This window comes from Microbulbifer sp. YPW1, from assembly GCF_013367775.1.
GTDB lineage: Bacteria > Pseudomonadota > Gammaproteobacteria > Pseudomonadales > Cellvibrionaceae > Microbulbifer.
In genome coordinates this window covers 4,329,034-4,354,055 of record NZ_CP055157.1, presented here as the reverse complement: position 1 = coordinate 4,354,055, position 25,022 = coordinate 4,329,034, and the positions used below count along the sequence as shown (strand labels likewise).

Genomic DNA, 25,022 nt, shown 5'->3' with positions numbered 1-25,022 from the left:
TCATCGCGGGATTTATTTTTCCAGCTCAAACACCAGTTCCAAATTCACCGAAACACTGCTCTCACCCGGTGCGATGGGGGTGCTGGCACTATCCTTGGCTGCGGCCATTTCCATGCGGGCCATCGGTCGCGGCATGCCGCCGTGGCTGCCTTCGGAAATACTGACGATTCTGCGCACCTTGGTGCCCAGGGACTCAGCATAGGACTCCGCTCGGGCCTGCGCCTGCTTCAGCGCTTTGTCGCGCGCCTTTGCCAGCAGGGGTTCTGGTTCGCCAATGGAAAAGCTGGGGCCGTGTATCTGGTTGGCGCCGGCGGCTGCCATTGCATCGATCACCGCGCTCAGCTCATCCAGCTTGTGCACGGTAATACTGACGGTGTTGCGCGCCTGATACGCGATGATCTTGCGCTCACTGTTGGGTTGGTAATCGTAGCGCGGGTTCAGGCTGATGCCGCTGGTCTGTACATCTTTGTCCTCGATGCCGGCCTTTTTGATCGCCTGCATCAATGCTTCCATCTGTTTCGCGTTGGCTTGCATTGCGGCATTGCTGTCATCGGCCTCGGTCACGACGCCTGCGGACAGGTTGGCGATATCCGGAGCCTGGCTCGCTTCTCCCTGCGCGGAAATGGAAATCAGGGTGCCGGAAGTGCGGTTTTTATCGTCGCTGCCACAGCCAGTGGTGAAGGCGACAAGCCCGGCCAGCAGGCCAGCGGTAAATAGTTTCAGGGTTCTTTGCATGGCGAATCCTTAATATTGCCAGAGATACTTCATAGCTGCTTCTTAGCTATGGAATCCATTGTTACGTTACGAAGATGAATATCAGGTGAACGGTGACAACTCATTCACAGAATAATCGCGCAAAAGTTTCCTCTTCCGGATGATAGAGGGCGAATCCGAGTCGCAACAGCTGCTGTCGACGGTCGCACAGTACATTTTTACCGCGCAGTTGCGATTGCAGTAATTCAGCGTTTTCCGCACTGCCACAGCGGAAGGTGAAGAAATGCCCGTGCCCGTTGTCCAGATCGTAAGCAATCAGGTTGTCGCGGTTCAGTAACGGGTGCTCTGCTGCATCCATGGCGGCGAGGAAACGGCGCTGGTTTTGCAGCACATAAGCGTGGATGGAATCCACCGTAATACCTTCCTGCTGATACAGATCCAGTACCGCAAGCGCCTTGTACAGCGGGGAGTAATCCATGGTCGCGCCGGCAAAACGCAGCCAGTCGTTGCCAAAGCCCACCCCCCCGGTGCGGTTTTCCAGCTCTGCCATTTCCGCGAACCAGCCGGTGTTGAGGGGGCGCAGTTGGCAGTTGCGCGGAATACTCATAAAGCACATACCCTCGCCCGCGCCCAGATATTTATAAGATCCCGCGGTATAGAACACCTTGTCGGCGATGGCGCTGAGGTCGGTAGGGCGGGCGAAGAAAGCGTGGTAGCCATCAATTACCATCTCGGTACCTTCCGGCTTGCGCGCGGCCAGCTCCAGCAGGCCGGGGAAGGCCACGCCGGAATCGAAAAAGACCTGGCTGGCGTAGGCCAGCTGGTAGTCTCCGCTGTGCAGTGCCTGCTCAAAGCGCTGGGGCAGGGTGTCGAAGGGCTCCGTGGGAATGCGTTCCACCTCCACATTGGACAGTTCCTCCAGGCGCATCAACTGACGGGCAAAGCTGTAGAATTCGCCATCCGTGGTCAGGATGCGCAGTGGCTTGCTCAGGTCGAAAGCGCTGAGTAGCCGGTAGATCAGCTCGTGGGTGTTGGGCGCCAGGGCAATCTGTGCCGGATCCGGGAGGTTCAGGGTACTTGCTATACCGCGCTGGAAGGCCGGTATCTTCTCGCCGAATATCTTGTCCCATTTGCTGTCCGCCATCTCGGCGGCGTCCTGCCAGTAGGCATTGACGGCGTCGAGGGTCACATCGGGCCAGTAGTGGTGGGAGTGGCACGCCATGTGCAAAACCGGTAAGTCGCAATCCGGAGAGACCGCCTTTTGGGCAGCCTGTAAAAACTGTCGATAGTATTTTTGGTACATTTCGCTCTGGTAACTTTGTGGCGGGTGGCTAAAGTAGTCATCCTGATTGATGTACTGGGATTGTAATCCCCCAAAGGAGGCGATGCAGTGGAATATTTGCACACTATGGTGCGAGTCACCGACCTTGAGAAATCTCTGGAATTTTATTGCGACAAGCTGGGCCTTTACGAGGTAACCCGCAATGATTACGAAAAGGGACGCTTTACCCTGGTATTTCTTGCCGCCCCGGGCGATGCAGATACTGCCAATGGCGACAAGCGCCCGTGTCTCGAGCTCACCTACAACTGGGACCCGGAAACCTATACCGGCGGCCGCAACTTCGGTCATCTGGCGTACCGCGTGGACAATATCTACGAAACCTGCCAGCGCCTGATGGATATGGGGGTGACCATTAATCGACCACCCCGCGACGGTCATATGGCTTTCGTGCGCTCGCCGGACAATATCTCCATTGAGCTGCTGCAGAAGGGCGATGCGCTCGAGCCCCAGGAGCCGTGGGCTTCAATGGAAAACACCGGCGAGTGGTAATCACTGGCGAGCGGTAATCACGAAAGACAGTAGTTTGTGGGCGCAAAGATGGCGAAAGCGAAAAAATTCGAGAATTGTGTTGTGCTGGCCGGGGCCAGTGCCGCGCGCAGGGTGCGCGAGGAAGGTCTGCAGCAGCAGATGGTGTCCACCCTGGTGGGCGCCTCCGGCGGCCCCAAGTGGCTGTCCATTAGCCAGCTCGATCGCGTGTTGATCGGCGAATTTTTTCGCGGCCGCAAGGATCCCATCGCGACACTGGGGTCTTCCATCGGCAGTTTCCGCAATATGTGTTACGCCACCTCTGACCCCATGGCGTCCCTGGAAAAGCTGGAATACGGCTACGTAAACCAGACCTATGCCAGTGAGCGACCCACGCCGGGTGAGATTACCGCTGCCGGCGAGAAGATCCTGCTCGATGTGCTGGGGGAGGAGGGCGCAGCCCAGGTGGCGGCCAATCCCGTATGGCGCAGCCATTTTGTTACCGTGCGGGGACGCGGCCCCCTTGGCAGCGATAACAAGGCTGTGCTGGCACCCGCGCTGCTGGCATCGGCGCTGGCCAATGCCGTGAGCCGCCGCACCCTGCGAGCCTTCTGGGACCGGGTTGTGTTCCACTCCGGCGAGGCGCCATCTGTCGCCTTCCGCAATCTCTCTACGGTCAACACGCCACTCGTTGCGGAAAATGTGTGCCCTGCCGTGCTGGCATCAGGCTCCATCCCGCTGGTGATGGCCGGCGTGCCCACCCCGACGGGGGCACCGGCGGGCAATTATCGGGACGGCGGCATCACCGACTACCATTTCGACCTCGGCTTCCAGCATCCGCAGGGGCTGGTGCTGTATCCGCACTTCTTCCCGTATATGGTGCCGGGCTGGTTCGACAAGAGTTTCCGCTGGCGCTGGGTGCGCGGTGGGGCCATGGACAATGTGATCCTGGTGGCACCCTCTCCCGCGTGGGTGGCCAAATTGCCCTTCGGCAAGATCCCCGATCGGGACGATTTTGTGAAGCTTTCGACCGAGGAGCGCCTCAAATACTGGAATGCGGTGACCGAGGCCGGCAAGCAGGTAGCGGAGGATTTCTTTGAAATGTGGCAAACTGGTGCCATTGCCGATGCACTGATTGCGGTCGGCAGCGATCAGGCGCCACACAAATTGGCCCTGGCGATGTCTGCCTGAGGGGTGCGGCGAGCACTTCCGGGCACTTTTCGACACCAGTACTACGGGGCCGCCATTGAGAAACGCCGAGTTTACCGAGCCACAGGAAGAGTTCCGCACCACCCAGGAGCGAGTCTACTATCAGGTGCGCGACGCCATACTGCGCGGCCAGTTCCTGCCAGGCAGGGCGATTACCATTCGCGGTCTCGCTGCAGATCTGGATTGCAGCCCGATGCCGGTGCGAGAGGCGCTGCGCCGGCTGACCTCTGAGCGCGCGCTGGAGCTGTCGGATACCCGACGTGTCACTGTGCCGACCATGACCCGCGAAAAGCTGGATGAAATCTGTGCGGCGCGGGTGGCACTGGAGTGTCAGGCTGCGGCCCAGGCGTTGCCGTTCGTCGGTGAAGAAGAACTGGCAGTGTTGAAGGCCCTGGATGACCGGGTGACAGCCTCTCTCGATAAAAAAGATATCCAGGAATATGTCACCGCCAACCTGGAGTTTCACTTTACTCTCTATCGCCTCGGCCGCCCGCACATCATTCTGTCGCTGATCGAAAGCCTGTGGCTGCAGACCGCGCCGCTACAGCATCTGGTATTTCAGCGTTTTGGTGTTCAGGAGCTGCCGGACCGACATCAGGACCTGATTGCCGCCATCGCCAGTGGCGATGAGCAGAAGGTCCGCACCGCCATACGCCAGGACATCGAAGAGGGCCTGGGTTCTATTTCCGCCGAAGAATTGATGCCGTCTTGATGTTCAGCTATATCCATATTGTTTTACATGTCCTGATTCCACTGGCAATCGCGTGGTTTTTCTTTCGCGACGACTGGAAAAAGGCGGCACTGGTGATGCTGGCTGCCAACCTGGTGGATCTCGACCATTTACTGGCTTCCCCGATTTACGATCCAGGCCGCTGCAGCATCAATTTCCACCCCCTGCATAAAATGTTTCCCATCTCTTTCTACGGGGCCATGATGTTTTTGCCCTGGAAGCCTATACGCTGGCTGGGTATCGGTCTGGTCACGCATATGCTGCTGGATGCGCTCGACTGCGGTATTTGATTCCGCGCGGCAAACTGTTCTGTTTTTTCCCAAACTTGACTGTTTTTTCCCATCGGCCCCGAATTCGATGTTCGGGGTCGATCCCTTGGGTACCCTTGTTCGGCAATAAAAATAAACAAGCCTCAAGGAGCCAACCATGGGAAGTAAACTGATACCTGTATTGTTGTTTTCCGTGTTAAGTAACGGCGCATTTGCCTGTGTGTCTGCGGAAAGTGAATCAAATGACGCCGAGTCCGATGCCGATGGCCCGCTGTGTTCCGCCCAGGCGGTTGCGGGGAATATTGCCAATCGACGTGATCAGGACTGGTACTACTTCAATGTCGATTCCCCGGCGAATCTGGACATTTCCCTGGATCATTCCAGTGGCGATGACTTCGATTGGCACCTGTACGATGCCTCCCAGCGACTCTACAGCGCGGAAACCGGTGATCGACCGGAAGCTGCCAGCGTCTATGTCGATGGCAGCGGGCTGTATACGCTCAAGGTAACCCGATACAGCGGCCGCGGTGATTACACCCTCACCGTCGACGGTATCCCCGATACCGGTGGAAGTAGTGGGGGAGGAAGTAGCAGCGGTGGCAGTAGTGGCGGCAGTAGCGGTGGTGGTACCTGCGAGCTGGGTGCGCGCCCCGATAAACCCGGCGGCCTTACCCGTTATATGACTGGCAGCGAAGCGGATGTCTGTGTGGAGCAGGGCGCTGGCGGGCTTCTGGTAATGGGCGGTGGCAGCGATGTGGATGCGGCCTTTACGCGCAGGGTTGAGCCGTTGATTGGCGGTGGCGACGTTGTGGTGCTGCGCACCAGTGGCAGCGATGGCTACAACGATTACCTCATGGGTTTGCTGAATGCGGATTCCGTGGAAACCCTCATTGTCGATCGCCCTCAGCACGCCAATGATGACTATGTTACCTGGGCGGTGAATTCTGCAGAATTTGTCTGGATCGCCGGTGGAGACCAGTCAGACTATCTCAATCAGTGGCAGGGCACTGCGTTGCAGCAGGCGTTGGATCAGGTAATGGCCCGTGGCGGCGTTCTTGGGGGCACATCGGCCGGTGCCGCGGTGCAGTCGGAATCCATCTACGATCCCGATGGCGTGCTCGGCGCTTATTCGTCGGAGGCTGTCACCGACTTGTGCCACGAATACATCAATATTTCTTCAGGCTTTCTGAGTACTGCCATCATGCAGGGCGTGATTGTCGATACCCATTTTGCCGAGCGCGATCGCATGGGCCGGCTGATGGCATTTATGGCGGGCCTTCCCGCAGGTATCCAGGGGGTCGGTGTAGATGAGGCGACCTCTATTTTCTTCACCCCGGATGGCAGCGGGGTAGTGGACGGGGCTGGTAACGTCTACGTTTTGCAGGAGGATGCGCAGACTTCCCGGACCCAGGCGCAATGTGGATTGCCAGTCGTTTATGAGGATGTGTTGCGCTATAAGCTCAGTGAGTTCGACCAATTCAATATATCCACTGGAGCGAGCAATGTTACGCCGAAGCGGGTCGGGATAGACGGTCGTTCGTCCAATTTTTATCTGAATCAGCCCTACCAGTAAGCCGCGACTTTCTCGAGCATTAAAGTGTGGGTAAACCTGAAGACCGGGAAGGCAATTCCTTCCCGGTCTTCTTTTGTGGCCTGAAATTCCTTTTGTCTCCGCGAAAGAAAGTGCTCCTTTGGCGCGGGCGTGTTGCAGTTAATTCGGCTGTCTCCGGGATCTATGTGCAGATAAAATTACTCAACGGAAATGCTTTACAGTATTTTTTCAGCGTGATAAAAATTAGATCAAGATTGGCTGGTAGGTGTAACAGCGGCTGATCGGGCTTCAACCATCAAGCGCAAAGTGCAAGGCATATAGAGCAAAATGAATAATATTGCTGCCATTGAGCGCTGCTCCTCCAACTACTACCTCAGCGAGTGGTTTGACGAGTAGCTTCCCCGCCTCGGTTTAACCGGGGGCTCCGCATTTTTTGAGCTTTCCTGTCTGGTTTCTCCTGCCTATTGTTGCGAATGTTCGTTGCGAATGTTTTCGTATTCAACAGCAAATCCAAGATAGCCATAGCCATTAAAAAATGTATGCGGGCGCAAGGAAGCTATAAGTCGGATTTATCCGTTCTTAAATCTCCTACCCAAATTACTGTGTCAGTCCGTGGCGTATTTGCGTGCGTCGTTCGCGCTGTACGGTGACTGGGTTGCACTGCAATGCCGCCGGTTTTCTTCCTCAACGAAATCGCCAGATGTCGATGGACGGCGCTGGTCAAAACGAAGATCACAGAGAACCAATAGAGACAGGAACCAGGTTCCTGGAGGGCATAAAATGGATAACAGAACCCAGTTGAAAAAATCTCCCTTAAGCAAGGCCGTAAAATTGGCTGTCGGTTGCTCCCTGATGGGCGGCAGCGCGCTTGTTATGGCGCAGGGAGTGACGCAACCGGCGGAGTCCACCGTAGAAGAGGTGGTGGTTACCGGTACTCACATCAAGGGCCTGGATACCGAGGGCGCGGTACAGGTAGTGCAGATCAACCGTGACGATATCGAAGCCTCCGGCGCTACGTCACCGATCGAAATTTTGCAGCAGCTGAGCCAGACTGGTGGCGGCAGCGGCACCTTTTCTACAGCAACCGGTGGGCCGCTATCCAGCAATACTCCGGTCGGCGCTGCCGGTGTTTCCCTGCGTGGCCTGGGTGCCAGTTCCACTCTGGTACTGGTCAACGGCCGCCGTGTATCCGTCAGTTCATTTGCCAAAGGGCAGGAGTCCTTCGTCGATGTGAACTCCATTCCCCTGTCTGCTATCGAGCGTGTGGAAGTGTTGCCCAGTGGCGCCGCTGCCACCTACGGCGCCGACGCAGTAGCGGGCGTGGTGAACTTTGTACTGCGTGAAGATTTTACCGGTAATGAAGTCACGCTGACCCACGGTAACTCCACTGCTGGCAGTGATGAAGGCAAGTACAACCTGAACTGGGTATGGGGCCGCGAGGGCGAACGCAGCCATACCATGGTGGTAGTGGACCTGTTTTCACGCAATGCGATGTACGATCGCGACCGTAAATTGACGGCGAACTCCGTGCGCCCGAGCCAGCAGGGTATTTACCCCAGCTTCAATGATTTCTATTCGATGTACTACGATCAAACCCAGTCTCCCGACGAGGACGGCTGTCCTGCGGATCAGTTTGGTTTTGGGGATTTCGGTGAATACTGTGCGTTCAATACCAACGCGATTGCTGCGACTCAGGATGAGTACGAAAGTGCGAGCGTAGTTGGTACCTTCAATTACGATATTTCTGACAACCTCGAGTGGTTCAACACCTTGATGCTGCAGACAACGGCATCTCGCGGTACGTCTTCTCCTGCCAACTTTTCACGAGCGCCCTTTGATCCGGAGAGCCCACTTTGGCCAGAGCAATTGAAAGCGGATATCGTGGAAGAGGGTTCTTTCAGTCCTGACGCGCCTACCAGTGATTTTTCAGATTTCTATGGCTATCCGATTTTTGCTTACGGGAAGTTCCCGGACGCAAGGGCAGTTGAAGTCGAGTCGCAGTCGACTCGTCTGGTAACTGGCTTGCGTGGCGAAGTATCCAATTGGAACTGGGAAGTGGCGGCCAACCTGGGACGCAGTGAATCAGAACAGCGTGGCATTTCTGGTCTTTACAACTCCGAAGCTTTTTACAACGCCAGCTTGGGCAACTTGTGTACTGACGGTACGGTCGTGAATCGTTGGGACCTGGATCTGGTGCGTCCGAGCGCGAGCTATGGGGCTGGCGAAACCTGTGAAGATGTTGGTAAAACCACCGCATGGTACAACCCGTTCAATGGTCAATCTGATCAGGTGGATGCGATTGACGAGTTTGTCCGCACCGATGCCAAGCGCAGTGGTAAATCCAGTCTTTACGCGATTGACGGAAATATTTCCGGAAGTTGGATAGAGCTTCCTGCCGGCGCGATTCAGGTGGCAATTGGGGGTGAATTCCGCCGCGAGACCGTTAACGATATGCCGGCTGCCGATGCAGTATCAACGACCTATAATCCTGAGCCAATTCTCGGATTCAGCTCCACTTCCGCCAATGCCTCGCGGAACCAGTGGGCAGTGTATACCGAGCAGATGATTCCGCTGGCGGCAACTACCGAGCTCCAGTTAGCACTGCGATATGACTATTACGACAGTTTCGGTGGAGACGCCAACCCGAAGGTTGCGCTGCGCCACGCATTTAATGATGCAGTTATTTTCCGCAGTAACTGGTCTACCTCCTACCGAGCGCCTTCGCTGGCGCAGGTGGGTGCTGGCACCTTGCTTTCCAGCTATACCGTGGATTGTGAGGCGACACCGGGTGCCTGTGATGGTGACCCCACTGCCGATGGTCAGTCTTTGCTGTCTGAAGATGTGAGCAATGACGATCTGAAGCCCGAAACCGCCACTACCTGGGGCGCTGGCTTCCTGCTGAAGCCGACGGAAGATACCGAGATCAGTATTGACTACTGGAATATCGAGCACGAAAACCTGATCGGCATTGAGCAAGACGACTTTATTTTACGCGCACTGGCGGGAGAGTATCCGATAGTGGAGGCCGGTGAGCTGTTGCCCGGTCAGCCAGGCCTGGAAGTGGTTGGAAATATTGTTGTGGATGCCCACTTCCAGTTGACCAATCTTGGCTGGCAGAAGACCAGTGGTGTTGACCTTGCTTTTACGCAACACTTGGATACCGAAAACTGGGGCAGCTTCCGTTTTACGCTGGATGGAACCTATATGGCGCAATTTGACAAGTTGCCATCAGAAGTCTCCGGCGTGATCAGCGAGGCTGGTGAGTACACCTACCCCCGCTGGCTGGCAAACAGCTCCCTGCGCTGGCGCTACGAGAACTGGTCTTCCACCCTCAGTGCCAGATACACCCACAGCTATGCCGATGATCCGTCTCAACGCACCCTGGATGCGTTGATGGAGCCGGGTGCTGAGTACTTCCTGTCAAAAGTAAACATGGATGAAAACGGCGGAGTGGAAGTCGACAGCTGGCTGACCTTCGATCTCAGCGTTAGCCGAGACTTCGACACCGGTAGCTGGCTGAGCCTGCAGGTCAAAAACCTGCTGGACGAAGAGCCGCCTCTGGTGCTGGGTACCAGTGCTAACGTGGATAACTTTAACCATAACGCGATGGGACGGTTCTATACCCTGAGCTACGGCCACGCGTTCTGATCGGCGTCTCACAGGACCTGATCCCGGCGGGCGCGCAGTTTGCGCCCGCCACCCCTTTTTCTTTTACTGCGGTGTACTCCTATGCAGACAAGCGATACCCATTCCTCCTGCGCCGATGTTGCGGATGCAGAGGGACAAACGGTGAACAAAGCCTGGGCAATGCCAGATACTTATCTGATTTTGCTGGCGGTAGCACTGTTGGCTTTCGCTCTGAACTTCCTGATTCCCGCAGGTACCTTCGAAACCGTCACGCAGGTGGTCAACGGTGTCGAGCGCAGTGTAATTGATCCACAAAGCTATCAGAGAGCATCGGATGAACCGGCGGGTATGTCGCTGTTTGCCGAGGGCGGTGGTATCGGGTTCCTCAACTTTGCCTTCGAGGGCATGGTGTCTGGTAGCAAGTGGGGGGCATCTATCGGCGTATTTGCGTTTATTCTCCTTACCGGTGGCGCATTCGGTCTGATATTTGCCAGTGGCTCTGTAGAGCGCGGCCTGTTCCAGGTAATTGCGCGTAATCGTGATGCCGGGCACTGGTATCTCGCGATTCTGTGCTTTCTGTTTTCCCTGGGTGGCGCTGTCTTCGGAATGGGGGAAGAGGTGATTCCTTTTACCCTGATAGTGGTGCCACTTTTGGTCTCCATGGGGTATGACAGTATCACCGCGCTGCTGGTGACCTATGTTGCCACACAGGTGGGTTTTGCCACCTCGTGGATGAACCCGTTTGGTGTGAGTATTGCCCAGGGAATTGCCGGTGTGCCCCTGATGTCCGGTAGCGGCTTGCGTATGGCCCTGTGGCTACTGGCGACCTGCGGGCTCGCGGGGTACACGATCTTTTACGCGCGCCGGGTGCAGCGGCAGCCCTCGCGGTCTCTGGCCTATGAGTCTGACCGTGTATTTCGGGATAAAGCGGTTTCCGCAAACGCCCTGCAGACCATGGTGCGTGGTGATGGCTGGGTGTTGTTGCTGTTCTGTGCCGGTATTGCCTGGATGATCTGGGGCGTGGTGGAGCGCAGTTATTTCCTGCCTGAAATTGCCAGCCAGTTTTTTACCCTGGGTATTGTTATTGCTGTGGTGGCCATCGGGTTTGGGCTTAATGGCCTGACCGCGAACAAAGCGGCCGCAGCGTTCAAAGAGGGGGCTCAGCAATTGCTGCCCGCCGCCATGGTTGTGGCATTTGCCAAGGGTATTGTGCTGTTGCTGGGGGGCGATGATCCCCAGGGGGCAAGTATCCTGAATACGATTCTACACACTGCGGGCAGCAGCCTTGCGGACGTGTCTGGTGCTGTCTCAGCCTGGTTTATGTTGGCTTTTCAGACGGTGTTCAATTTCTTTATTACTTCCGGATCCGGCCAGGCGGCGTTGACCATGCCGATCATGGCGCCGCTCGCCGATGTGGTGGGAGTCACGCGACAGACGGCGGTGCTCGCATTTCAGCTCGGCGATGGACTTACCAATATTGTGGTGCCCACCTCTGCGGCGCTGATGGGTTGCCTGGGTGCGGCGCGTTTGGACTGGGGCATATGGGTGCGCTTTGTGCTGCCCTTGCAGGGAATGCTGTTCCTGTTTGCGTCGCTCGCGGTGCTGATCGCCGCGGTATCCGGTTTTTAAATTTTAAGCAGTTTTTATGTCTCAAATCACTCTGATTAAAAATGCGGAAGTTTTCGCCCCGCGCAGCCTCGGCCGATGTGATGTCTTGGTGGCCGGAGATCGCGTGGCAAAGATCGACCAGCATTTGACCCTGCCGGAATCTGTCGGTCAGGTAGTGGATGCTGACGGCGCCTGGTTGATGCCGGGCCTTGTTGACACTCTGGTACATATCAGCGGCGGTGGTGGCGAGGGCGGATTCGGCTCACGTACACCGGAACTGGATGTGCGGGATGCGATTGCCGCGGGGGTAACCACCGTTGTGGGCGCTCTGGGTACCGATGCGACTACCCGTACCCTGAATGAACTGTTCGGCAAGGCCAAGGCCCTTGAGGCGCAGGGTATTACCTGCTTTATGCAAACCGGTTCCTACCAGGTGCCGGTGAATACGCTGACCGGCAGCGTACGCAGCGACATCATGCTGGTGGACAACATAATCGGCGTCGGCGAGCTCGCCATATCCGATCATCGATCTTCGCACCCCTCGCGGGATGAGCTGATCCGCATTGCGGCAGACGCTCGGGTTGCCGGCCTGCTGAGTGGGAAGGGCGGTGTGATCAGCGTGCATGTGGGCGATGGTTCGGGGCGTCTGCAACCGCTGTTCGATGTGGTGGAACATTCTGAGATTCCCATTTCCCAGTTTTATCCCACACACATGAATCGCAATACTTCGCTACTGGAGCATGGTGTGGAGTTTGCCCGCGCCGGTGGTTTCATCGACTTCACAACGTCTACGACCGAGGAGATTCTGGCCAGTGGCGAAATGCGCGCGAGCCAGGCGCTGGCAATGGCGCTGGAGCAGGGCGCTCCAGTGGATCAGTTGACGTTTTCCTCTGATGCCCAGGGGTCCCTCACAAACTTTTGTGATCTCGGCGAGCTGCGCGATATGGAAGTGGGTGCGATCGCCAGCCTGTTTGACGAGTTTCGCAGTGCGGTACAGCGCGAAAAGGTAGAGATCTCCCGGGCACTGCAGGTGGTGACCAGTAACCCGGCGCGTGCGCTGGGTCTCAAGCGCAAAGGGCAGGTAGCTGCGGGACGCGATGCCGACCTGATCCTGGTGGATCCACAGCGCTTTCAGATTACGCACGTGATGGCGAAGGGGCGCTGGCAGTTGTTTGATCGCCAACCGCAGACAGCGGAGCGTTCCGACTAACGTCTGGGGAAATCCTGTGGCAGCAATGCAAGACCGACACCTGTTCGACGAGGCCCTGGCGCTGATGCGCAGTAACCTTTCCGAGCCCTTGCAAACCGGCGAGCTGGCGGCTTATCTCGATATCTCCGTCAAAAAACTCGAGCGGATATTCTGTCGACGGAGAGGTGTATTGCCAGCACGTTTTTATCGTGAGCTGCGTTTGCAACAGGCGCGCAAGCTGTTGTTTGAGAGCAGTTTGAGTATTGATGCTATTGGACAGCAATGCGGGTTTCGCTCCGCTTCCCATTTCAGTCGCTGTTTCAAAGAGTATTGCGGAAGAAGCCCGCGCGAGGAGCGGACGCTGGGCGAAAGAGAAACGGTCACAGCAGACCGGTTTCGCCTGAAGGCATCTGCGTCAGAATTTTTTCGAGTGGAAAGCAGTTTATGAAATTTTCAACGATGACAGCGTCATTCCTGGGTATCTTGCTGCTCGCCACACTGGGGTGTGCGGGCGAAGATGACGGGGCTTTAGTCGAGGGGATCGCTGTCCGTGCACAGGAAGCGGGGCTCGAAGAGCGTGATGCGTCGCGACAGTCAGGTAGCCTGCTGATTGTCGGTGGTGCCTTGCGCAGTGATAACAGCCGGGTTTACCGGGCATTTATTGATGCTATTCCCGCCGGGTTTCCGAACGTGGCAATCGTGCCGGCGGCATCCGGTCGGCCGGCTCATTATGCGCAGCAGTTTTCCGAGGATCTGCGCCGCTATGGTTTTGCCGGTGATATCCGTGTGCTGCCCATCGCGGTGAAAGACGACCCTGCCACGGAGTCCGTGGATGAAAGTCAGTGGCTGCAGGGTGGCAATGACCGGGCATTGGCTGAAAGCCTGGAAGATGTTGGTGGCATCTGGTTTGTGGGCGGTGACCAGATGCGTATTACCGGTACGTTGCTGGATGCGGAAGGCGAGGATACCCCCGTATTGAAGGCGATTCGTACCCAGTTGTCGCAGGGCGCAGTGGTCGGAGGTACCAGTGCCGGTGCGGCCATCATGAGTCATACCATGATTGCCGCCGGAGATTCACTCAGCGCACTGACCCTGCCCAGCGTGAGTGAGTATGCGGGGATGGAAAGCCAGGAGGCCGGCCAGTTGCTGCTCGCCCGCGGACTGGGATTCATGCCGGTAGGGATCGTCGACCAGCACTTTGATCGCAAGGCACGCCTGGGACGGCTCGTGCGGGCCCTGGGGCACAGCGCGGCAGCGGCTGAGCGACTGGGGTTTGGTGTGGATGAGGACACCGGTGTGTTGGTGAACCTGGACGCGAAAACCCTGACCGTTGTGGGCGCCGGCAACCTGGTGATTACCGACGGCCGCGGTGCGCAGTTTGCGTCCGGGGAAAACGCATTTTCCGTGAACGGGGTGCAGCTTAGCGTGCTGAGTGATGGCGACAGCCTTGACTGGGAGAGCCTGGAAGTGTCAGCGAAAGGCAGCGAAACGGCGGGCAAAGAGGCATTTGGATACCGTGCCACCCAGGGTGCTGGTATGGCCCTGGGTAACCAGCGCCTGGATCAGCTGCTCGGTTTTTCACTACTGGACAATAGTGAAATGCAGTTGTTGAGACGTTATACATTTGACGACCAGACCGGCCGTGGTGTCCTGTTTCGCTTTCGCCAGACCGATGATTCCAGGGGGTACTGGCACTACGGCTCCGGCACCAAGGACCAGTATTCCGTGGTTGGGGTGCTGCTCGATATTGAGCCGGTGTCGGTATCGATCCAAGCGGCGGAATAGAGCGGCTACTGAAGCCCTCGTAACGCAGTTCCTCGCGGGCAGGTTCAATCGGGGCGGGGCCCACACCATGGTGACCCGCTGGTTCTCACTGTCCATGGCGCCTTTCCACCATGCTTTTCACCATTTCGGGCCGGTTTCCGGCCCTTCTCCTTTCCTTTATCTCCGCTGGCCCCTTCAGCTAAACCCGCGCGACCACTGGCTCTCAATCGGCACTACGCTTGATCTATCCATGTGTCGATGCACCTGCTGCGAATACCAGTTGCACCATCTCCGTTCTTACCCCTAAAATGTGATCACATTTTTGGCCCCGCTGCGCAGGGGCGTCTCTGACGCAATTCGATTCAGGAGTGAGTTCATGAACAAAAGCCAGCTACAACAGCATGACCGCGAGCACCTGCTGCACCCGTTTACCGATTTCCACGATCTGGGTAACCAGGGCACACGAGTGATCACCAGCGCCGAGGGCGCCTATATCACCGACATTGATGGCCACAAAATGCTCGACGGCATGTCGGGCCTGTGGTGCTGCAACCTCGGCTACAGCCGTCGTGAAATCAGCGAAGCCATTTACGAGCAGCTGAACAAGCTGCCGTTCTACAACAGCTTCTTCCAGTGCACTACTGTGCCGTCCATCGAGCTGGCTGACATGCTGGCGGAAGTGACCCCGGCTGGCATGAACAATGTGTTCTTCACCGGTTCCGGCAGTGAGGCCAACGATACCAACCTGCGTATTATCCGCCGCTACTGGGACCTCAAAGAGCAGCCCGAGAAGCGTATCGTTATCTCCCGCAAGAATGCCTACCACGGTTCCACCATTGGCGGTGCCAGCCTCGGCGGCATGAGTGGCATGCACAAGCAGTTCCAGAGCCTGGACTATATCGAGCATATCCAGCAGCCCTACTGGTTTGGCGAAGGCGGTGACATGTCCCCGGAAGAGTTCGGTGTACATGCAGCGCGCTGTCTGGATGAAAAGATCCAGGAGCTGGGGCCGGAAAAGGTAGCGGCGTTTATTGCCGAGCCGATCCAGGGTGCCGGTGGCGTAATCATCCCGCCGGAAACCTACTGGCCGGAAATCAAGAAAATACTGGATCAGTACGACATTCTGCTGGTGATGGACGAAGTGATTTTCGGCTTCGGTCGGACCGGTGAGTGGTTCGGTGCCGATTACTACGGTATGAAGCCGGACCTGATGACCTTTGCCAAGGCTGTGACCAATGGTTACTTCCCGCTGGGCGGCACCATGGTCAGTGACCGTGTGGCGGAAGTGATCAAGTCCAAGGGTGGCGAGTTCACCCACGGTTACACATACTCCGCGCACCCGGCGGCCTGTATGGCAGGTATAGCCACCCTGAATATCCTGCGCGAAGAAAAAATCATCGAGACTGTCCGCGACACCACTGGCCCGTACCTGGCCAAGCGCTGGGCGGAACTGGCGGATCACCCGATTGTTGGCGAGGCCCGCACGCTTGGCCTGGTTGGTGCGCTGGAGCTGGTGAAAGACAAAAACAGCCGCGCACGTTTCGACGACGATTGCACCGCGGGTGGCGTCTGCCGGGACATGAGCATCAAGAACGGCCTGGTGATGCGTGCCACTGGCGACACCATGATTATTGCTCCGCCGCTGATTCTCACGATCGAGCAGATTGACGAGCTGGTAGAAAAGGCGCACCGTGCGCTGGATGATACTGCTCGCGCCATGGCGTAAACTCGTCGCATAGGCCCCGAGCGTATCCAACTCTCGGGGCCGAACCTCCCACCAATGTGAATCTTTTTATGGCAGCACAAAAACAATATCAGCCGTCTTCTGAGTTGCTCGCGGATTCGGATGCATTTCTCGCCGGGCACCCCGATCTCAAATGGATCGAGGGCTTCGTGTTTGATATCAACGGCATCCCCCGCGGCAAATGGTTGCCGGCTGATTCAGCAAAAAAACTGCTGGCTGGTGGCCTGCAGATGCCGCGCAGTGCGGTGAGCCTGGATATCTGGGGGCGCGATATTGAGAACAGCCCGCTGGTGTTTGCCAGTGGTGATAGTGACGGTGTCTGTCAGCCGGTTTCTGCCATCTCGCTCGCGCCCTGGCACCGCGAACCGACCGCGCAGCTGCATATGCAGCTGTTCGAAGCCGATGGAACAACGCTCTACGCGGACCCCCGCGCACAGCTGCAGAAGGTGGTCGAGCGCCTGGCTGGTCTCGGTTACAAGGCGGTATGTGCCACTGAGCTGGAGTTCTACCTGCTGCGGGAAGATGCCGATGAACTGGGGCGCCCGCGCCCGGTCAGTGACAATGACTCCGATCTGGTGCCTTCCACCGATGTTTACGATCTATCGGAACTTGATGCCCAGCGGCACTTTTTTGCCGACGTACGTGCGGCTTGTGAAGCGCAGGGCATTCCCGCCGACTCCATTTTGTCCGAGTGCGCGCCGGGACAGTTCGAGATCAATCTGCTGCACTGTGATGATCCGGTAAAGGTCGCCGACCAGACCCTGTTGTTCAAACGCTTGCTGAAAGGGGTGGCCCGCAGCCACGGCCTGCGCGTGAGCGCTATGGCCAAGCCGTTTGGCGAGCTCGCGGGCAACGGCATGCACGTGCATATGAGTCTGGTGGACAAAGATGGCAACAATGTCTTTGACGACGGCACTGACGTGGGCTCGGAGTTATTGCGCCACGCGGTAGCGGGCATGATGGCCACGGCCAACGATGCCATGGCAATCTTTGCACCTCACTCAAACTCCTATCGCCGTTTTCAGGAAAGCAGCCACGCGCCACTGAACCTGTGTTGGGGATATGACAATCGCACGGTGACATTCCGTATTCCGGCCAGTGAGGCCAAGGCGCGGAGGATCGAGCATCGCATTGCCGGTGCAGACGTCAACGCCCATCTGGTGCTGGCAGCAATTCTGGCCGGGGTTTGCCATGGCCTGGAGAATAAATTACAGCCGCCCAAACCTGTAGAAGGGGATGCCTATCAGGTCGAAAGCGAGCAGTTGATCAACACCTGGAATAGTGCGCTTGACCGCTTCGCGGAAAGTGCCCTGTGGCAGGAGTACTTTGATCCCGAGTTCGTCGACTTGTTCGTGTTGCTCAAACGGCAGGAGCAGGCAGAAATTGCCGCCCGGGTAACCGACGTGGAATACCAGAGTTACCTGCAAAGGGTATAAATGGATGCCGGTTTTTTTCCGGCGTGGATTGCGACCAGTAAGCAACGGCTTTGATGACAGGGTGTGTGGCGGATGGAAAAGGTCTGCTATACCTAAGTCAGACAGCTGTGAACTTGCGTACACAGTGCGTCGCAAACTCTCCTCCTGAAAGTGTGTTCGAGAAAACTGGCCCGCCTTATGGCGGGCATTTTTTTTGAGCAAAATATTTTTGCAGAAATTTCTTCCTATATGCAGGTCAATGCATAGGCAGTACTTGCTGTTTTCCAGAAAACTCCGCCTATACTGAAACTAACCGCACGCACGGGTCACTTTTTAATGGACGACCCTCCTGCGGCTATGGAGCATTTCAGAGTTACAAGGAGTTACCCATGCGAACCAAGTCCCTTCTTCTGCCGTTGGCCATTGTTGCCGCGGGTGCAACTTCGCCGGCCTTTGCCGACTTTAATGGCGGTGATCTTATCTTGCGTGTCGGTGCCGCCTATATGGAAACCGATGACTCCGTTTTTTCCGAGTCTACCGTCGTAGATGTCCGGGATCCCGATGATCCCGACGTATTTATTCCGGTGCGAATCGGTGATTCCCTGAATCTGGATAACGATACCACTTGGTTTATTAACGGTACTTACTTTGTGGCCGACCACTGGGCCGTCGAGCTGTATCACATGAACAGCGCCAAGCTGGATGCGGACTACAGCACCTACGCGGTTTCCGATGAATTTGATTTCTTCAGTTCCGATAGCCTGGGTAATTTCGAAACCAACGTAACCAGCTTTTTTGTCGACTGGTACCCGGTTTGTGTTGAATCCTGGGTGCAGCCCTATGTGGGGATCGGTGTGAACTATACCGACATCAAGCAGGATTTTTTGCGTCCGGTATTTGTTCAGGACGTGGTCAATGCAAATGGCGCAGTTGTTGACCGCGTGGATCGCGGTCTGATCAATTTTGGTAGTTCCTGGGGCTGGACTGCGCAGGTGGGGATTGATATTGAATTCGGCCGCGATGCCAACTGGCTGTTCAATGCATCCGCCATGTATGTCGATGCGGACCCCGAAATTGAAGTCGGCGTCGATAATGTGGTGCTGAGTAACGGCATCGTAGTTGACTCCATTCGCTACAAAGACAAGCTGGAGTACGACTCCTGGATCTTCAATCTTGGCGTGGGCTACAAGTTCAGCTTCTGACCTGATCAAATGCTCCAGACACTATTGCCCCGGCGCTTGCTTCTGTTGCGAGGTCGGGGTTTTGTGTTGCGGGTCCCATCCTGGCGGTTCAATTGAGCTAGAGCCTGACCCCCGTAAGACGGACTGAGTGGTCTAGCCTTGATGGTGGACGGATTCTGTCTGGCAGTCATTTCTTTGCCGGTGTATTCTTCGCCCTTTGCGGCGCCCGATTTTGTGTTCGCCAAAACAATAACTACGGGGAAACTATGACCGCCTTGGGAAATCGTACAGACGGTCCACCGGCCGGTTCGCGGCCATTAAATATCTGCTTGCTGGGCTATCGCAGCCATCCCCACTGCGGCGGGCAGGGGATTTACCTTCATTATCTGAGCAAAGCGCTGGTAGAGGCGGGACATCGCGTTGACGTGATTTCCGGTCAACCCTATCCAGAGCTGGACCCGCGCGTGCGCCTGATCAAGATGCCCGGGCTCAACCTCTATGAACATCCGCACCCGACACGCGCTCTGAAACCGAAGCATCTACTGAGCTGGGCAGACTTTTACGAATGGTGGGGTAAGCTCACCGGTGGCTTTGTCGAACCCTATACCTTTGGCCGTAGGGTTGCGCACTACCTGCGCAAGAAGGGCAAAGACTACGACGTAGTGCACGACAACCAGTCACTCTGCTATGGCCTGCTGGACATTGAAAAACAGGGCTTGCCGGTGGTGGCGACGATTCACCACCCGATCACCCGCGACCGCCAACTGGCGATCGATGCTGCACCGGACTGGTTCTATCGACTACTGGTGCGGCGTTGGCACAGCTTTCTTGGAATGCAGATCAAGGTATCCCGCCGCCTTCAAAATATTGTCACGGTATCGGCGCAATCATTGCGCGATATCGTCGAGCAATTTGGCGTGGCACCGTCCCAGCTGAAGTTGATTTATAACGGCATCGATACGGAAGTGTTTGCTCCTCAGCCACAAATCATTCCAGACACGTTTCAGATTATGACCACCGCCTCGGCCGATCAGCCGTTGAAAGGACTGCGCTTTCTTTTGCAGGCTCTGGCGTTGCTGCGTGTGCGTTACCCGCAGCTCAAGTTGTTGGTGGTTGGTCGGCTGAAGAGTGGTGGGGCGACCGAGAAGTTGCTCGAGGAGCTGGGTCTGGCATCGGCGGTGCGATTTGTATCCGGTATCTCCAATCGCGAGATGGTCGAGCATTACGCCGCTTCCGGCATGGTTGTCTGTCCTTCGCTCTACGAAGGCTTTGGGCTTCCGGCCGGAGAGGCAATGGCCTGCGGCGTGCCGGTTGTTTCCAGCGATGGTGGTGCTTTGCCAGAAGTGGTGGGCGATGCGGGTATTGTGGTACCAGCAGGTGACAGCGGTGCGCTGGCCCGGGCTATTGACCAGCTGCTAGGCGACGAAGCGCTGCGCAAATCACTGGCAGCTGCCGGACGACGACGTATAGAAGAGCACTTCTCCTGGCAGGTAGCTGCCTCTCATCTGGTGTCTTACTACCGGACCATTATCGGCGACGAGGGCAGGGCGCAAGCCCCTGTCTCTGGCGAACACCATCTAGCAGCGCAAGAATCTGCCAACAGCGCAGCCGCCGGCGAGGCGGGGAGTGTGGCCGACAGCGCGTGCGCCGAGGGGAAGAACCGCGGGGAGGCTGCCTGATGATTACCGTAGATCCCGCGTTATTGAATCTGAAGCCCGGACAGCGGGTACTGGATCTGGGGTGTGGCGAAGGTCGTCATGCCATCCATCTGATGCTGACCGACGCGGTGGATATTTTTGGTATTGACCTGAGTTTGCGGGATATCACGACTGCAAGTGAGCGCGCTCAACCTTTTATCACTGCCGGGCAACAGACTGGACGGGTGCAGTTCGGTGTGGGAAATGCCCTGCAACTACCGTTTGTCGATGATTTTTTTGATGTGGTGATCTGTTCCGAGGTACTGGAACATATCGAGGATTACCAGGGTGTGCTCGCTGAAATCAATCGTGTGCTGAAACCCTCCGGGATTTTCGCGGCCACGGTTCCGGCATTTTTCCCAGAGTGGGTGTGCTGGAAGTTGTCCGACGCCTACCACCAGGTGGAGGGTGGACATATCCGGATATTCCGCGAAAAGCACCTGCGCAGAAATATCGAGGCATTGGGGCATCAGTTTTTTGCCCGTCACAAGGCCCATGCACTGCACGCGCCTTTCTGGTGGCTCAAGTGCCTGTTGTGGGGGCGCGATGAGCATCCGGCGATTGCCGCCTATCACAGGTTCCTGGTCTGGGATCTGATGCAGAAGCCGCGCTTGACCCGCTGGCTGGAAAAACTGTGTAACCCGATTCTGGGTAAAAGTATTGCCCTGTATTTTGTGAAGCCTGGGCAGCCTGAGACCCAGGTGGCCCCGGTGCAGACCTCGAACAAAGAATCTGCAGAGCAGGGGATTGCTGCATGAATAACGCCCCGGAACTACAGATTACAGAGGAGCCGCCTGCGCTATTTCCATTGGACTTTATCCGGCGTAGTGCGGACTACATTCTCTCCCAGCAGCTGGAAGACGGCTGTATCCCCTGGTTCAGTGGCCACTACGCGGATCCCTGGGATCATGTGGAAGCGGCCATGGGGCTCAGTATTGCCGGCGAGTACCGGGCGGCGGAAAGTGCCTATGCCTGGCTGGCCGGTATCCAGCTGCAAGATGGCAGCTGGTGGGCTGCCTACAAGAATGGGCAGGTGGACAATCGCGAGCGGCGTGAAAGCAATTTTGTTGCCTATATCGCCACGGGTATCTGGCATCACTTTCTGATTACCGGCGACCGGGATTTTCTGTTGCGCTTCTGGCCGATGGTTAAAAAAGCAATCGATTTTGTCCTGACGCTGCAATCTGAGCACGGTGAAATACAGTGGGCGGTAAATAGTCAGGGCGAGCCTTTGCAGGATGCTCTGATTACCGGCTGTTCCTCGATATACAAAAGCCTCGAGTGTGCGATCAATATCGCTGTGGTGCTGGCATTTCCCCAGCCCGATTGGCGGCGAGCGCGCACCATGTTAGGTAAGGCGCTGCGGGAAAAGCCCCATCGTTTCGACCGTACCTGGGAGAGCAAGGCGCGCTTCTCTATGGATTGGTTTTACCCGGTGCTGACCGGGGTGTTCGATGGAGCCGGCGCACGCCTGCGCCTGCAGCAGAAGTGGGATGAGTTTGTTGTGGCCGGGCTCGGCTGCCGCTGTGTGAACGATGAGCCCTGGGTAACCGTGGCGGAATCCTGCGAGCTTACCATGGCTTTATTGGCCGCGGGTGATACCGCCAGGGCGGAAACTATCTACCGCGGGCTGCATCGCTGGCAGGACACGGACGGTGGTTACTGGACTGGATACGTTTACCGGGACAGTGCCGTCTGGCCGGAAGAAAAAACGACCTGGACGGTGGGTGCCATGCTGTTGGCGGCGGATGCGCTGGCGGGGCTTACTCCCGCCAGCGGTCTGTTTACGCAGGTGAACTTACTGGATTCGGCGCAGGATACCGAGGGTCTTGACCATCTCCACCACTTCGAATTGACCGGAAGCCAGCGCTAACTTATAGATTTCATAGGGCGCCTGACCGCCATCCTTCGGGTCGGGAAAAATGTCGTGGATCGCCAGGAATCCGCCGGGCACGATATGCCGGCTCCAGCTGCGGTAATCGGTGAGTGCGGCTTCCAGGGAGTGGCCGCCATCGATAAACACCAGCCCGAGCGGGGTGTTCCAGTGTCGCGCAGCCACTGCCGACGGGGCCACAACCGGCACGACGTGATCTTCGAGCGCCGCCGCGCGCATGTTGCTGCGGAAGTTGTGGAAGCTGTCCATCAACTGGCTGCGATCGTCGAACAGTTCGCTATCGTGATATTCCTCACCGGGCTGGTGCTCTTCCGATCCGCGGTGATGGTCTACTGCAAACAGGGAGTTGTTCATCAGTTTGCATGCACTGCCAAGATAGACGGTGGATTTGCCGCAATAGCTGCCTACTTCTAGGACCGGCCCCCGATCGCTGGCTTCTGCGGCCAGCCGGTACAGAGCTTCGCCTTCTTGTGGGTCGAGAAAGCCTTTGACGGTTTCGATGTCCAGGGGTAAATCGAACGGGATTGAGGTTTCCATTTTTCTATTCTGTGATAACTGATTGAAGTGCGCCTGACAGTACCGGCGCGCACAACGCTTTGCAATGTGCTGGTAGCGCAGATCCCGTGACAAAATGATTGCGTGGCTGGGCCCCAATTCAATAACAAGATTTCAACCAACAACATGAGTGGCCTCGAAAGACCATGCGCAAGGATCATAGACCATATTGGCTGAAGCGCTTGTTGCTCCGGTTTCGCAACTGGCGCAGCCGCCACTTTCTTTTGCCGCAATTTGATGCGGTTGGGTGCGAACCGGAAATCATGCACCCGGCGTCGGTCAAGGTGTTTGGCAGCAATATTCGGCTGGGGGACTTCCCGCATCTGATCTCGACACCGGATAACTGTATCCGGCTTACCGCCATGGGGCACCGTGGTGGTGAAGCGTACATTACGATTGGTGATTACGTGCTCATTTCCCCCGGCGTGCGTATTTCTGCCGGCCAGTCTATTACCCTTGGCGACGCCTGTATGCTCGCCGCCAACGTGTACATTTCCGACTCGGACTGGCATGGCCTGTACAACCGCACCCGGCCATTTCGCTGCACCGAGCCGGTCTCACTCGGTAACAATGTCTGGATCGGCGACAGCGCCATCATCTGCAAGGGCGTTTCAATCGGCGACAACGCCGTGGTGGGGGCGGGCAGTGTGGTGACCCGGGATGTACCGGCCAATGCTGTGGTTGCGGGCAATCCGGCGCGCGAGATCAAGCAGATCAATCCTCGGCGACGCATGATCACGCGCGAGGCTCTGTTTGCCGACAGTTTCCGGCAGGCGCACAATCTGGATGAATTGGATAAAATGCTGCTCGCGGGCAATGGCCTGCTGGGTTGGCTGCGGTCGCTGGTGCTGCCGCGGCGAGGAGACTGAGGGGCAAGCCCCGTATCGGGTCTCACAAAGCGTCTAATAGGAAGTCTAATAACAATGCATAAGCAGGGCAGTGTTGTACTGATCGGAATGCCGGGTGCCGGCAAAAGTACGCTGGGGGTTTTGTTGGCGAAGGAGCTGGCAAAAGATTTTGTGGATACGGATGTGTTGATCCAGCTGCGGGAAGACAAAACCCTGCAGGAAATCATGAATGAGAGCGATTACCTGAATCTTCGCCGTATCGAGGGAGAGGTGATTGCCGAGGCACACCTGCCCAATCATGTTATCGCCACCGGCGGCAGCGCAGTGTATAGCGAAGAAGGTATGCACAACCTGCTAAAGTTCGGCCCCGCGGTTTTCCTGAATTGCTCAGCAGATGAATTGCGTCGCAGAATCCACAATTACGAAAGCCGCGGTATCGCCAAGGCGCCGGGGCAAAGCTTTGAGGAGTTGTTCGAAGAGCGGCAGGCGCTGTATCGGCGATACGCGGATATCGTGGTCGACTGTGACGAGCAATCCCTTGAGCAGGTTCTGGCTCAGGTGGTCAGCAAGCTGCAGTCTCGCTAATCGACTCTTCAGACAAGACGACTGTACCGGGTGCAACGAGGCACCCGGTACAGCTTTAGGTCGTTCGCCAGTTAAAGTGGCAGCTGGGTGGTGTACTTGACCTGTTTCAGGGCGAAGGTGGAATTCACCGACGCGACATTGGGCAGGTGCACCAGCGAGCGCTTCAGCAGCTGCTCATAGTGCTCTACGCTGTCTACTACCACGCGCAGCACGTAATCTTTGTCTCCGCTAGTGGAGTAGCATTCCACCACTTCCTGCACATCCTGTACCGCGGACTCAAAACTGTTCAGGGATTCTTCGTCGTGGTTGTGGATGGTCACATAGCAGTATACTGTGACTCCGAGGTCAAGTTTTCGCGGATCCAGGAGGGTGACGCGGCCACGGATGATGCCTTCTGCCTCCAGGCGCTTGATGCGACGCCAGCACGGCGTGTGAGACAGGCCCACTTTGTCTCCGAGCTCAGCCATGGAATAATCGGCGTTCTCCTGCAGCGCCCGCAGAATCTTGCGGTCGAAATCATCCAGGTCGGTTGAGCGCTTCATATAAACTCCTGTCCTACAAATTCTTGTTTGGCCGAGATGGCTGTCATAATTTTACGTGCAAACTTGTAAATAAAGCAATGTTTCATTGAGCT

At 56.8% G+C, this 25,022-nt stretch carries 22 protein-coding genes; 18 read left to right on the top strand and 4 right to left on the bottom strand.

The window, feature by feature from the left end; genetic code table 11:
• Positions 1-12: 12 nt before the first annotated feature.
• Positions 13-735: an SIMPL domain-containing protein gene (locus HUW35_RS17710; RefSeq protein WP_181253536.1), complete on the bottom strand. Its 723-nt coding sequence runs from the start codon at positions 733-735 to the stop codon at positions 13-15.
• Between the two features lie 100 nt (positions 736-835).
• Positions 836-1,936 (bottom strand): hypothetical protein, encoded by a 1,101-nt coding sequence (locus tag HUW35_RS17705; protein WP_255463369.1) that lies wholly within the window; start codon positions 1,934-1,936, stop codon positions 836-838.
• Between the two features lie 168 nt (positions 1,937-2,104).
• On the opposite strand from HUW35_RS17705, the gene HUW35_RS17700 reads away from it, so the two are divergent.
• The 16 genes from HUW35_RS17700 (at position 2,105) to HUW35_RS17625 (ending at position 22,379) form a co-directional block, all read left to right on the top strand.
• Entirely contained in the window at positions 2,105-2,545 is a 441-nt protein-coding gene (locus HUW35_RS17700; protein ID WP_181253534.1) for a VOC family protein, read from the top strand.
• A 48-nt stretch (positions 2,546-2,593) separates the two neighbouring features.
• Positions 2,594-3,712 (top strand): hypothetical protein, encoded by a 1,119-nt coding sequence (locus HUW35_RS17695; RefSeq protein ID WP_181253533.1) that lies wholly within the window; start codon positions 2,594-2,596, stop codon positions 3,710-3,712.
• A gap of 55 nt (positions 3,713-3,767) precedes the next feature.
• Entirely contained in the window at positions 3,768-4,442 is a 675-nt protein-coding gene (locus HUW35_RS17690) for a GntR family transcriptional regulator (RefSeq protein ID WP_181253532.1), read from the top strand.
• The gene (locus tag HUW35_RS17685) at positions 4,442-4,750 is read left to right on the top strand and encodes a DUF6122 family protein (RefSeq protein WP_181253531.1); all 309 of its coding nucleotides are present in this window, start codon (positions 4,442-4,444) and stop codon (positions 4,748-4,750) included. Before HUW35_RS17690 ends, HUW35_RS17685 begins: the two co-directional genes overlap by 1 nt.
• A gap of 136 nt (positions 4,751-4,886) precedes the next feature.
• Positions 4,887-6,302: a Type 1 glutamine amidotransferase-like domain-containing protein gene (locus HUW35_RS17680; RefSeq protein WP_181253530.1), complete on the top strand. Its 1,416-nt coding sequence runs from the start codon at positions 4,887-4,889 to the stop codon at positions 6,300-6,302.
• A gap of 759 nt (positions 6,303-7,061) precedes the next feature.
• The gene (locus HUW35_RS17675; protein WP_181253529.1) at positions 7,062-9,929 is read left to right on the top strand and encodes a TonB-dependent siderophore receptor; all 2,868 of its coding nucleotides are present in this window, start codon (positions 7,062-7,064) and stop codon (positions 9,927-9,929) included.
• Positions 9,930-10,010: 81 nt separating this feature from the next.
• A complete protein-coding gene (gene yfcC, locus HUW35_RS17670; protein ID WP_181253528.1) occupies positions 10,011-11,537 on the top strand; it encodes a putative basic amino acid antiporter YfcC in 1,527 nt (508 codons plus the stop codon).
• 16 nt (positions 11,538-11,553) lie between these two features.
• Positions 11,554-12,726, top strand: coding sequence for a beta-aspartyl-peptidase (gene iadA / locus HUW35_RS17665; RefSeq protein ID WP_181253527.1), 1,173 nt, complete (start codon positions 11,554-11,556; stop codon positions 12,724-12,726).
• A 25-nt stretch (positions 12,727-12,751) separates the two neighbouring features.
• Positions 12,752-13,153: a helix-turn-helix domain-containing protein gene (locus tag HUW35_RS17660; protein WP_255463626.1), complete on the top strand. Its 402-nt coding sequence runs from the start codon at positions 12,752-12,754 to the stop codon at positions 13,151-13,153.
• The gene (locus HUW35_RS17655) at positions 13,150-14,490 is read left to right on the top strand and encodes a cyanophycinase (protein WP_181253525.1); all 1,341 of its coding nucleotides are present in this window, start codon (positions 13,150-13,152) and stop codon (positions 14,488-14,490) included. The genes HUW35_RS17660 and HUW35_RS17655 overlap by 4 nt, the downstream gene beginning before the upstream one ends.
• Before the next feature lie 355 nt (positions 14,491-14,845).
• Complete coding sequence (locus HUW35_RS17650; RefSeq protein WP_181253524.1) at positions 14,846-16,195, top strand: aspartate aminotransferase family protein; 1,350 nt, start codon at positions 14,846-14,848, stop codon at positions 16,193-16,195.
• Between the two features lie 68 nt (positions 16,196-16,263).
• A complete protein-coding gene (locus tag HUW35_RS17645) occupies positions 16,264-17,649 on the top strand; it encodes a glutamine synthetase family protein (RefSeq protein WP_181253523.1) in 1,386 nt (461 codons plus the stop codon).
• 368 nt (positions 17,650-18,017) lie between these two features.
• Positions 18,018-18,830 carry an OmpW family protein gene (locus HUW35_RS17640; protein ID WP_181253522.1) on the top strand — a complete coding sequence of 271 codons (813 nt, stop codon included), beginning with the start codon at positions 18,018-18,020 and terminating at the stop codon, positions 18,828-18,830.
• Positions 18,831-19,075: 245 nt separating this feature from the next.
• Positions 19,076-20,488: a glycosyltransferase family 4 protein gene (locus HUW35_RS17635; RefSeq protein WP_181253521.1), complete on the top strand. Its 1,413-nt coding sequence runs from the start codon at positions 19,076-19,078 to the stop codon at positions 20,486-20,488.
• Positions 20,488-21,264 carry a class I SAM-dependent methyltransferase gene (locus tag HUW35_RS17630; protein ID WP_181253520.1) on the top strand — a complete coding sequence of 259 codons (777 nt, stop codon included), beginning with the start codon at positions 20,488-20,490 and terminating at the stop codon, positions 21,262-21,264. Before HUW35_RS17635 ends, HUW35_RS17630 begins: the two co-directional genes overlap by 1 nt.
• The gene (locus HUW35_RS17625; RefSeq protein WP_181253519.1) at positions 21,261-22,379 is read left to right on the top strand and encodes a prenyltransferase; all 1,119 of its coding nucleotides are present in this window, start codon (positions 21,261-21,263) and stop codon (positions 22,377-22,379) included. Before HUW35_RS17630 ends, HUW35_RS17625 begins: the two co-directional genes overlap by 4 nt.
• Here the strand turns inward: HUW35_RS17625 and HUW35_RS17620 are convergent.
• Positions 22,305-22,937 (bottom strand): class I SAM-dependent methyltransferase, encoded by a 633-nt coding sequence (locus HUW35_RS17620; protein WP_181253518.1) that lies wholly within the window; start codon positions 22,935-22,937, stop codon positions 22,305-22,307. The two genes, HUW35_RS17625 and HUW35_RS17620, sit on opposite strands and share 75 nt — an antisense overlap.
• Positions 22,938-23,101: 164 nt before the next feature.
• On the opposite strand from HUW35_RS17620, the gene HUW35_RS17615 reads away from it, so the two are divergent.
• A complete protein-coding gene (locus HUW35_RS17615; RefSeq protein ID WP_181253517.1) occupies positions 23,102-23,824 on the top strand; it encodes a DapH/DapD/GlmU-related protein in 723 nt (240 codons plus the stop codon).
• 54 nt (positions 23,825-23,878) lie between these two features.
• Positions 23,879-24,388: a shikimate kinase gene (locus HUW35_RS17610; protein WP_181253516.1), complete on the top strand. Its 510-nt coding sequence runs from the start codon at positions 23,879-23,881 to the stop codon at positions 24,386-24,388.
• Between the two features lie 71 nt (positions 24,389-24,459).
• Here HUW35_RS17610 and HUW35_RS17605 read toward each other — a convergent pair whose 3' ends face one another.
• Positions 24,460-24,930, bottom strand: coding sequence for an Lrp/AsnC family transcriptional regulator (locus tag HUW35_RS17605; RefSeq protein ID WP_078085981.1), 471 nt, complete (start codon positions 24,928-24,930; stop codon positions 24,460-24,462).
• Positions 24,931-25,022 lie beyond the last annotated feature (92 nt).